At 63.9% G+C, this 10253-nt stretch carries 10 protein-coding genes; 9 read left to right on the top strand and 1 reads right to left on the bottom strand.

What is annotated here, in order from left to right:
* Together A2J03_RS01020 and A2J03_RS01015 are read left to right on the top strand one after the other, a co-directional pair.
* The coding region (locus tag A2J03_RS01020) for a methionyl-tRNA formyltransferase (RefSeq protein WP_068368512.1) at window positions 1-673 on the top strand (673 nt) is incomplete at its 5' end.
* Entirely contained in the window at window positions 628-2088 is a 1461-nt protein-coding gene (locus A2J03_RS01015) for an RsmB/NOP family class I SAM-dependent RNA methyltransferase (protein ID WP_068368508.1), read from the top strand. The genes A2J03_RS01020 and A2J03_RS01015, both read left to right, overlap by 46 nt.
* Here the strand turns inward: A2J03_RS01015 and A2J03_RS01010 are convergent.
* Window positions 2081-3358, bottom strand: coding sequence for an HNH endonuclease (locus A2J03_RS01010; protein WP_197480545.1), 1278 nt, complete (start codon window positions 3356-3358; stop codon window positions 2081-2083). The genes A2J03_RS01015 and A2J03_RS01010 overlap by 8 nt on opposite strands.
* 417 nt (window positions 3359-3775) lie before the next feature.
* On the opposite strand from A2J03_RS01010, the gene rpe reads away from it, so the two are divergent.
* The 7 genes from rpe to uvrC all read left to right on the top strand — a co-directional run.
* Window positions 3776-4453 carry a ribulose-phosphate 3-epimerase gene (rpe, locus tag A2J03_RS01005; RefSeq protein WP_068368515.1) on the top strand — a complete coding sequence of 226 codons (678 nt, stop codon included), beginning with the start codon at window positions 3776-3778 and terminating at the stop codon, window positions 4451-4453.
* Window positions 4453-5517 (top strand): bifunctional diaminohydroxyphosphoribosylaminopyrimidine deaminase/5-amino-6-(5-phosphoribosylamino)uracil reductase RibD, encoded by a 1065-nt coding sequence (ribD, locus tag A2J03_RS01000; protein WP_068368505.1) that lies wholly within the window; start codon window positions 4453-4455, stop codon window positions 5515-5517. Before rpe ends, ribD begins: the two co-directional genes overlap by 1 nt.
* 8 nt (window positions 5518-5525) lie before the next feature.
* On the top strand, window positions 5526-6140 hold the full coding sequence (locus tag A2J03_RS00995; RefSeq protein ID WP_068368502.1) for a riboflavin synthase: 615 nt from the start codon (window positions 5526-5528) through the stop codon (window positions 6138-6140).
* A gap of 77 nt (window positions 6141-6217) precedes the next feature.
* Entirely contained in the window at window positions 6218-7471 is a 1254-nt protein-coding gene (locus tag A2J03_RS00990; protein ID WP_068368500.1) for a bifunctional 3,4-dihydroxy-2-butanone-4-phosphate synthase/GTP cyclohydrolase II, read from the top strand.
* Window positions 7468-7965 carry a 6,7-dimethyl-8-ribityllumazine synthase gene (gene ribH, locus A2J03_RS00985; protein ID WP_068368497.1) on the top strand — a complete coding sequence of 166 codons (498 nt, stop codon included), beginning with the start codon at window positions 7468-7470 and terminating at the stop codon, window positions 7963-7965. The genes A2J03_RS00990 and ribH overlap by 4 nt, the downstream gene beginning before the upstream one ends.
* The gene (locus A2J03_RS00980) at window positions 7962-8417 is read left to right on the top strand and encodes a PH domain-containing protein (protein WP_068368495.1); all 456 of its coding nucleotides are present in this window, start codon (window positions 7962-7964) and stop codon (window positions 8415-8417) included. Before ribH ends, A2J03_RS00980 begins: the two co-directional genes overlap by 4 nt.
* A gap of 10 nt (window positions 8418-8427) precedes the next feature.
* On the top strand, window positions 8428-10253 hold a 1826-nt coding region (gene uvrC / locus A2J03_RS00975; protein WP_068368493.1), incomplete at its 3' end, for an excinuclease ABC subunit UvrC.

Raw genomic sequence — 10253 nt, 5'->3', positions numbered from 1 at the left:
GGTGGTCGCATACGGCGCGTTGCTGCCGCGTCCAGTGCTGAACATCCCGAAGTTCGGATGGATCAACCTTCACTTCTCCCTCCTGCCGGCCTGGCGCGGCGCTGCCCCGGTCCAGGCCGCCGTCGCGGCGGGGGACGACGTCACCGGAGCGTCCACGTTTCTGCTCGAGGAAGGCATGGACACCGGCCCGGTTCTGGGTGTGGTCACCGAGTCCATCAAGCCCACCGATACGGCAGGCGATCTCCTCTCCCGGCTCGCCGTGAGCGGAGCTGCGCTGCTCGAGGCCACACTGGACGCAATTGAATCGGGGGAAGCGTCGGCCGTTGCTCAGTCCGAGGACGGTGTTTCCTACGCTCACAAAGTCACCGTGGACTCGGCTCGAATCGATTGGTCTTCCTCTGCTGCCGCAGTCGATCGGCATGTTCGCTCGGTGACCCCGGCACCTGGTGCATGGACGACGATCGGCGACATTCGACTGAAGGTTGCGCCGGTGACGCTCTCCGACATGGTTCTCGAACCCGGCCACATCGTGGTCAGGAAAGACGGTGTGTTCGTGGGAACTGCTACTAACGCCGTATCCCTCGGCGACATCCAGCCCCAGGGCAAGAAATTGATGAAGGCACTCGACTGGGCACGCGGTGCCCGTCTGACCGAAACGGCGGTAGCCCTGTGAACAATCGTCCAGGATCTCGGAGTGCGAAGGGAAACCGCCCGGAACGCGGGAACGGACCATCGTCGGCGCCGCCTGTCGACAAGGCCAGGTTGGCTGCCCGCGATGTCTTGAAGGCCGTCCGCGAGCGCGACGCGTACGCGAACCTGGTACTCCCCGGCCTGCTGCGCGACCGCAAGCTGGATACTCGAGATGCTGCGTTGGCTACCGAGCTCGCCTACGGTGCCTCGCGTGCGCGTGGCCTCCTCGATGCGGTGATCGAAAGCGGTTCGGGTCGCGCGATTTCCGATATCGATGGGGGACTGCTCGACATTCTGCGTCTGGGTGCCTATCAATTGCTTCGCACGAGAGTTGCGCCGCACGCTGCGGTAGCGACCTCCGTCGATCTGGCGCGCGCTGAATTCGGAAGCGGCAAAGCAGGTTTCGTCAATGCTGTACTCAGGCGTGTGTCCGAGAAGACCGCTGAGCAATGGGTGACCGAACTCGCTCCGGACGCGGCCGAGGATCCGGTCGGCCATCTCGCTTTCGAATACGCTCATCCGAAGTGGATTGCGCAGGCGTTCGCGGACGCGCTCGGTGCCGATGCAGCCGAACTCGCCGACGTTCTCGAAGCCGACGACACCAGGCCCGCAGTGCATCTTGTTGCCCGCCCCGGCGAGATCTCGGCCGAGGAGTTGGCGCTCGTCACCGGCGGCGAGGAAGGTCGATACTCTCCGTACGCGGTGTATCTCGACGGTGGTGACCCGGGGAAGCTGGACGCGGTGCGCGACGGTCTGGCGGGAGTGCAGGACGAGGGAAGCCAGCTCGTCGCACGGGCGCTGACGCTGGCCCCCCTGGATGGACCGGATGGCGGCCGCTGGTTGGACCTGTGTGCGGGGCCAGGCGGAAAAGCTGCATTGCTCGGTGCCATCGCCGAGATCGACGGCGCACACGTCGATGCCGTGGAACCGACGCCGCATCGTGCGGACCTGGTCCGCAAGACGACCAAGTCCTTGCCGGTCACCGTGCACGTAGTCGACGGCCGGGATACCGGACTCGACGGCGGATACGACCGCGTCCTCGTCGATGCGCCGTGCACCGGCCTCGGCGCGCTTCGGCGACGCCCCGAGGCTCGTTGGCGTCGGTCGGCGAAGGATGTCGGCGCCCTGGTCTCGCTGCAGAGGGAGCTTCTTGCATCGGCGTTGAAGCTCGTCAGGCCGGGCGGTGTAGTCATGTATTCGACGTGCTCGCCTCATCTTTCGGAGACTGTGGCTGTCGTAGCGGACGCAGTTCGTCGGTACGGTGCCCTCGAGCTCGACACCCGCACGCTGGTGCCCGAGGTGCCCGCCATCGGTGATGGACCTTCGGTGCAGTTGTGGCCGCACCGGCACGGCACGGACGCCATGTTCATGGCGGCCCTGCAGCGGCCCGTCAGCTAGCTCTACGTTCCACATCGAGCGGCCTCGGCGTCGAATCGGCGGTGGACCGATATCGATGACCGGTCGGGGTCGCAAGTTCGAAGGAGTGCAGCTGCCCGGGTGCGCCGTCGGTGCGCGCGGACCATCCGGGCGTTTCCTTTGTGTAGTTGCAGGCCTCGCACAGGTCGGCGCCGTTGTGTTCGCTCGTCGCGCCGCCCGCGTGATGTGGGGTGATGTGGTCGTGGTGCCGAACCGGGGCGTTGCAGTACGGCGTTCGGCACCATCGGTCTCGGAGATCGATCAGCGTGGCCAGGGATTTTGGGAAAGCCCGCGCGGCCGACTCCATGGCGGTGACGGCACCGGTGCTGGGTTTGCTGTACAGCCTGCGTAGCGTCACCGTGGCGTCGTTGTCGATCGCATTCGCCACGACGCCACGGGCCAGTGCGGCCGGGATCGGGCCGTACCCGTGAGCATGTGCGGGCTCCTGTCCTCCCGCCAACAATGCCTCGTCGGAGATCACGATGACGACTTCCACGGGCACGCCTGTCGCTGTGGACGCGCCGGTGCACCGTTCGACGAGGAGGTCGGCCATGATCTGATTCTTGCTGCGTTCGACGACATCGTGGGTGCAGATGATGGTGTCGGCGTCTCGACTGAGCGTTGCGTGCACAGCCACTGCGTCTTTCATCGGCAACAAGGCGGTCAGGTATGCCATCGAATCCGGTGCAGGTCTCGAGGTGACTCCCCGCTGACCCGGCGCCTTCCTGGCGCGTTCCACTATGGCGGCGCAGTCTCGCTCGACGGCCAAGGCATAGGCCTTGCCGCGAACTCTCTTGTCTCCCAATCCTCGTAGCGTTTCAGGGTCGGCGCAGAGTTGCTCGTCGATGTAGCGCCGGTCTTCGCGGTCGAGACAAATGATCTCCTTGATGATCAACGATGTGCGCCACTCGTTCAGGACGCCCGTTCGGAGCAGCTCCAGCGCGTTCGGCATGTCGTCGACCAGCATTCGAGCCTGGCCGAGCAAGTGACCTCCACGATTCGGGGATTCCCTGCGAGCCAACGCAATTTGCGCAGAAACCCCCTTGGATAATCGTTCGGTAGGTGTGCCACGACGTCGTCGTTCGTCTCGCACCGCGTTCTCGAAATCGATACTGATCACGGCCTGGGCGGCGCACACCGCTGATTTCAAGTCCTCGAGCGCGCCGATCTGGTCGATGCGCTCGGTGTTGGAAATGTCGACATCGATCTCTCGAACTGCTACCGCGAACGCTGCAATGTTTGAGCTGTCCACAATCGCCCCCTTCGAATGTATGTTCGAGAATAGCAAAGAGATTGGGCTGCAGCAAGTTTCATCGATGTGAATGCACATTCATAGCTTCAGAGTCGGCCGATCCGTCGGACCGGAGGAGTCTGTTGCGCGCTCGACGGGGCCTCTGAGCAGGATGTAGTTGTACCCGGCTATCTGGACGGTAGGTGTCGAGTCACGTATTTCGTCCAGGGCAGTATTGCCTTCCCGCAGCGCGAACCAACAGTCATGTGGTGTGCCGGTGTATTCGGCGAGCAGGTGCGATATGACTGCGAGTTGTTCGGACCCGCGGCCTACACGGGGGTACAGGATCCGCGCATGTGCATCGAATCCAACGGGATCGCAGGCCCGACCGTCAGGCCAGGGGTAGAGCACTGCGAAAGACGCATTAGGCTCTTGACCGTGGCAGCCCCGATGATCGCACCGTCCATTCTTTCCGCCGACTTCGCTCGCCTGGGTGAGGAAGCCGAGGCCGTAGCGGGTTCGGACTGGCTTCACGTCGATGTCATGGACGCACACTTCGTGCCGAATCTGACGCTCGGGCTGCCGGTGGTGCAGAGTTTGCTGAAGGCGACCGACATTCCGCTCGATTGCCACCTCATGATCGAGGACCCGGCTCGCTGGGCGCCCCCGTACGCCGAGGCTGGGGCATACAACGTGACGTTCCACGCGGAAGCGACGGACGATCCGATCGCAGTCGCGAAGGATATTCGTGCGGCCGGCGCACGAGCTGGTCTGAGCGTCAAGCCGGGCACGCCCATCGAGCCGTATCTCGAGATCCTTCGCGAATTCGACACATTGCTCGTGATGAGTGTCGAACCGGGATTCGGCGGCCAGTCGTTCATGCCCGAGGTGCTGAGCAAGGCTCGTGCCGTTCGCAGACTCGTAGATGCAGGTGAACTGACGCTGGTCGTGGAGATCGACGGCGGAATCAACGCCGACACCATCGAGCAGGCTGCCGAGGCTGGAATCGACTGTTTCGTCGCGGGTTCTGCGGTATACGGAACCGCGGATCCAGCAGCCACCGTCCGTGCCCTGCGGGCCCAAGCCGCCGGGGCGTCCAAGCACCTGTCGCTCTGATGGCGACGGACGGCCGCGTCAGCGAAAGCGACGCGATGGCAATCGCCATCGAAGCCTCCGAAGCGGCCCGAGGCCGGACGAGTCCCAATCCGCCCGTCGGCGCAGTCGTTCTCGATGCCGACGGTGTCGTAGTTGGGGTCGGTTCCACCCGTCCGCCTGGCGGGGCGCACGCAGAAATAGTTGCGTTGCAGCGAGCAGGGGAGAAGGCGCGCGGCGGTACCGCGGTGGTGACGTTGGAGCCGTGCAACCACACCGGCCGCACCGGACCGTGTTCCCAGGCGCTCGTCGACGCGGGAATTGCCAGGGTCGTCTACGCGGTGTCCGATCCCAATCCACTGGCCAGAGGCGGAACCCGCACCCTCGAAGACGCAGGAGTCGACGTCGAGTCGGGTCTCGGCGCGGATGCCGTCGAGCAGGGTCCGTTGAGGGCATGGTTGCACAAGCAGCGAACCGGCCGTCCTCACATCACCTGGAAGTACGCCGCCAGTCTCGACGGTCGAAGTGCGGCGCAGGATGGCACGAGTCAATGGATCACCGGTCCCGACGCTCGCGCGCATGTCCACGCTCAGCGCGCCAAACTCGACGCCATCATCGTCGGCACCGGGACCGTCGAAACCGACGATCCGCTGCTGACGGCGCGCTTTCCCGACGGGTCGAATTCGCCTCACCAGCCGGTTCGGATCGTCGTAGGTGAACGCGACATCGCTGCGTCCGCGCGCATTCGCAACGCGGACGCCCCCACGACGTTCTTGCGCACCCGCGATCCGCACATCGTGATCGATGCGTTGGTCGAGCACACCGACATTCTGCTCGAAGGCGGACCCCGACTGGCAGGCGCGTTCCTTGCTGCAGGTCTCGTCGACCGCGTCGTCGCGTACATCGCCCCTGTCGTCCTCGGCGCGGGGACCGCAGCGGTGGAGAATGCGGGCGTCGGAACAATTTCAGACGCCAAGAGGTTCTCGATCGAGAGCGTTGCCGTGCTCGGATCGGACGTGGTCGTCAGTGCGGTTCCCATCCGACAGGTGCAGTCCGCGAGCCACCCCGGCCTCGCCGAAGAGAAGTGAGAACAACTGTGTTCACCGGAATAGTCGAAGAACTCGGCGAGATCGTCGGCAAAGAAGACCTGACCGACGCGGCCCGTTTCACCGTCAAAGGTCCGATCGTGACCTCGGATGCCGGCCATGGGGATTCCATCGCAGTCAACGGCGTCTGCCTGACGGTCGTCGACGTCCTTGCCGATGGCGCGTTCACCGCTGATGTCATGCAAGAGACGTTGAATCGGTCGAGCTTGCAACGTCTGGAGGTCGGCAGCCGGGTCAACCTCGAACGCGCGGCATCCCTCGGCAGCAGGCTGGGCGGTCATCTCGTGCAGGGACATGTCGACGGAACCGGCACTGTCGTGAGCCGCGCGCCGTCGGAGAACTGGACAGTCGTCCGGATCGCGATGCCGACCTCGGTCGCCCGGTACGTCGTGGAGAAGGGATCGATCACGGTGGACGGAGTGTCGTTGACGGTGTCGGGCCTCGGTCAGGACGACAACGCCGAACACTGGTTCGAGATCTCGTTGATTCCCACCACACTCGACCTGACCACATTGGGTCGTTCGGACGTCGGAACACCGGTCAATCTCGAGGTCGACGTGATCGCCAAGTATGTCGAGCGACTGCAGACCCTGGCCGCGGACTAGGTGTGCCGGAAAGTACTGTGAAGGTGTATCTGCACCGCACATTCCGGGTCCAGAACGAAACGTATGGAGCGTAGGACGTGACTAGGTTCGACAGTATCGAGCGTGCGGTCGCTGACATCGCCGCAGGTAAAGCGGTAGTGGTAGTCGATGACGAAGATCGCGAGAACGAAGGCGATCTGATTTTCGCAGCCGAGAAAGCAACACCCGAACTCGTAGCATTCATGGTGCGCTACACCTCCGGCTACCTGTGTGTACCGCTGTCGGGCGAAGATTGCGACCGCCTCGGACTGCCGCCCATGTTCGCCACCAACCAGGACAAGCACGGCACCGCGTACACCGTCACTGTCGATGCACGAGAGGGAATCGGAACCGGAATCTCGGCGTCGGACCGTGCTGCGACGATGCGGCTTCTTGCCGATGCGAACACAGGTGCAAACGACTTCACCCGTCCGGGCCACGTCGTACCGCTGCGGGCAAAGGAGGGCGGAGTGCTCCGTCGGCCCGGCCACACCGAGGCCGCCGTCGACCTTGCGCGTATGGCTGATCTGCGTCCGGCGGGAGTCATCTGCGAGATCGTCAGCCAAAAAGACGAGGGCGCGATGGCTCAGACGGATGAGCTTCGGGTGTTCGCCGACGATCACGACCTGGCTCTGATCTCCATCGCCGACCTCATCGCATGGCGTCGAAAGCACGAGAAGCATGTCGTGCGTGTCGCGGACGCTCGAATACCGACCGCGCACGGCACCTTCCGAGCGGTCGGCTACCAGAGCGTCTACGACGAGGTCGAGCATGTAGCTCTGGTGCGCGGCGATATCCAGGGGCCCGACGGCGACGGCAGTGACGTGCTTGTGCGAGTTCACTCGGAGTGCCTCACCGGGGATGTGTTCGGTTCGCTCCGCTGCGATTGCGGGCCGCAGCTGGACGCAGCCCTCGACATGATTGCGCAGGAGGGACGCGGCGTCGTGTTGTACATGCGTGGCCATGAGGGACGCGGAATCGGATTGCTGCACAAGTTGCAGGCCTACCAACTTCAGGATGCGGGTTCGGACACCGTCGATGCCAATCTCCAGCTGGGACTGCCCGCCGATTCCCGGGATTACGGAATCGGCGCGCAGATACTCGTCGACCTCGGTATCTCCTCGATGCGGCTGCTGACCAACAACCCGGCCAAGCGCGTCGGGCTCGACGGGTACGGATTGCACGTCACCGAACGCGTTCCGATGCCGTTGCGGGCCAACGCGGAAAACTTGACCTACCTACGCACGAAGCGAGATCGCATGGGTCACGATCTCGTCGGCCTCGACGACTACGAAAGCGGACAGCTCTCGTGAGCGGCGAAGGCGAACCGCGACTCGAACTCGACGGTGCCGCAAGCCTCAAGATCGCCATCGTCGCCGGCCAATGGCATCGAACCGTGTCCGAGGCTCTTCTCGAGGGCGCACAGAAGAAGATTGCCGAGGCCGGGGTCACCGACGTGACGGTGGTGCGGGTGGCGGGCGCCATCGAATTACCCGTTGTGGCACAGGCTCTTGCACGCAATCACGATGCGGTCGTCGCTCTCGGTGTCGTCATCCGTGGCGGCACCCCGCACTTCGAGTACGTGTGTGACGCCGTGACGGCCGGCCTGACGCGTGTGTCCCTCGACGAGAGCACACCCGTCACCAACGGTGTCCTGACTACCGACGACGAGCAGCAGGCCCTCGATCGTTCGGGCCTGCCAGGCTCGAAGGAGGACAAGGGAGCGCAAGCGGCGGCTGCGGCGATCGACACCGCGCTGACACTCAAGCATCTGCGCCAGCCGTGGACCGATCAGGACTTTCGATGACCGACGGTGACTGGGATCTCGAGGTCCGTTCGAAGAAGTCCGCCAGGTACGCAATCGCCGCCGCAGTGCTGCTCGTCGTAGCGCACACGACGGTTGCAATCCTGCTGCGTGTCTCGCCGACCGGGGTCTACTTTCGGACTGCGGACCAAATCGCGATGGCCGGAATCGGGTTCCTGCTCGCCGGAGTTGCCCTGCTGCTGACTCGGCCACGAATCCGGGTGGGGAAGAACGGCGTCGCGGTACGGAACATTTTCTCCGAACGGCTCATCGAATGGGATCTCGTTCGTGGTCTTTCTTTCCCGGACGGCGCGATATGGGCCCGAGTCGACATCCCCGACGACGAGTTCATTCCGGTCATGGCCATCCAGTCGAACGATCGCGAACACGCCGTTGCGGCCGTTCGCACCTTCAGGTCGTTGGAGGCCAAGTACTCCGTCGGACCCAACGACTAGCCTGGGTTTCGTGTCCGATCCAGCTACATATCGCCCGGCAACCGGAACCATCCCGGTCGAACCCGGCGTGTACAAATTTCGTGATCCACATGGACGCGTGATCTATGTCGGCAAGGCCAAGAGTCTACGAAGCCGACTCAATTCGTACTTTGCCGACGTCGCCTCGCTTCATCCTCGTACCCGTCAGATGGTCACCACCGCGGCATCGGTCGAGTGGACGGTCGTCACCACCGAGGTCGAGGCCCTACAGCTCGAATACAACTGGATCAAGGAGTTCGACCCCCGGTTCAACGTTCGGTACCGGGACGACAAGAGCTACCCGATGCTCGCGGTCACCATGAACGAGGAGTACCCGCGACTGTTCGTCTACCGCGGTCCGCGCCGCAAAGGCGTGCGGTACTTCGGTCCGTACGCGCACGCGTGGGCTATTCGTGAGACGTTGGATCTGCTACTGAGAGTTTTCCCGGCACGCACCTGTTCGGCCGGTGTTCTCAAGCGTCACAAGCAGATCGGTCGCCCCTGCCTTCTCGGTTACATCGACAAGTGCTCGGCGCCGTGCACCGGCCGCGTGAACGCCGACGAACATCGACGGATAGTCGAGGACTTCTGCGACTTCCTGTCCGGTAAGACGGACAAGCTCGTTCGGCAGCTCGAGAAGAAGATGCAGGACGCGTCGGAGAATTTGGACTTCGAGACGGCCGCACGGTTGCGCGACGACGTCGGTGCGCTCAAGCGAGCGCTCGAGAAGCAAGCCGTGGTGCTCGGTGACGGCACCGATGCCGATCTCGTTGCGTTCGCCACCGATCCGCTCGAGGCAGCCGTCCAGGTGTTCCATGTCAGGGGTGGCCGTGTGCGGGGCCAGCGAGGATGGGTCGTCGAGAAAGCCGGTGAAGTCGTCGAGACGCGGCGCGACGATCAGTCGGATCTACCGGCTCTCGTCGAGCAGTTCCTGACCCAGTTCTACGGGCAGGAGGCCGCGCTGTCCTCCCAGACGCAGGGAAACGAGGACGGCAGTTCCAATGCGGTGCCGAAGGAAGTGCTCGTGCCTGTGCTGCCGGCAAATGCAGACGAAGTCCAGCTGTGGCTTTCCGCGCTCCGCGGGTCGAACGTGCAGCTGCGGGTGCCGCAGCGTGGTGACAAGAAGGCGCTGGCCGAGACCGTCGAGCGCAACGCCGAAGAAGCTCTGCAGCAACACAAATTGAAAAGAGCCGGCGACTTCACCTCCAGGTCCGCAGCGCTGCAGGGAATCCAGGAAGCACTCGATCTCGACTCCGCGCCATTGCGCATCGAGTGCATCGACATCTCGCATGTTCAGGGGACCGATGTGGTCGCCTCGCTCGTGGTGTTCGAAGACGGCCTGCCACGCAAGAGCGACTATCGGCACTACGCCATCAAGGAGGCGGCCGGAGACGGCCACTCCGACGACGTCGCGAGTATTGCCGAGGTGACGCGGCGACGATTCCTTCGACACAGCTCGGATGCCGGCGTCGCCGACTCGGGGGGCGACCTGTCACCGGAAGCGTCGTTGGACCCGCAGACCGGTCGTCCTCGACGCTTCGCGTATCCGCCGAATCTGTTCGTCGTGGACGGCGGCGCACCTCAGGTGGCCGCTGCAGCCGAGGTGCTCGACGAGTTGGGTGTGACGGACGTAGCCGTCGTCGGGCTCGCGAAGCGATTGGAAGAGGTGTGGGTGCCCGGAGAATCCGATCCGGTCATTCTGCCGAGGACGAGCGAATCGCTGTACCTGCTCCAGCGCGTGCGCGACGAGGCTCACAGATTCGCCATCACGTTCCATCGCAGCAAGCGCTCTCGCCGGATGACCGCATCGGCTCTCGA

This window comes from Rhodococcus sp. EPR-157 (assembly GCF_001647195.1).
In the GTDB taxonomy this organism is placed as follows: domain Bacteria; phylum Actinomycetota; class Actinomycetes; order Mycobacteriales; family Mycobacteriaceae; genus Rhodococcoides.
This window is presented reverse-complemented; position numbering and strand designations above follow the sequence as displayed.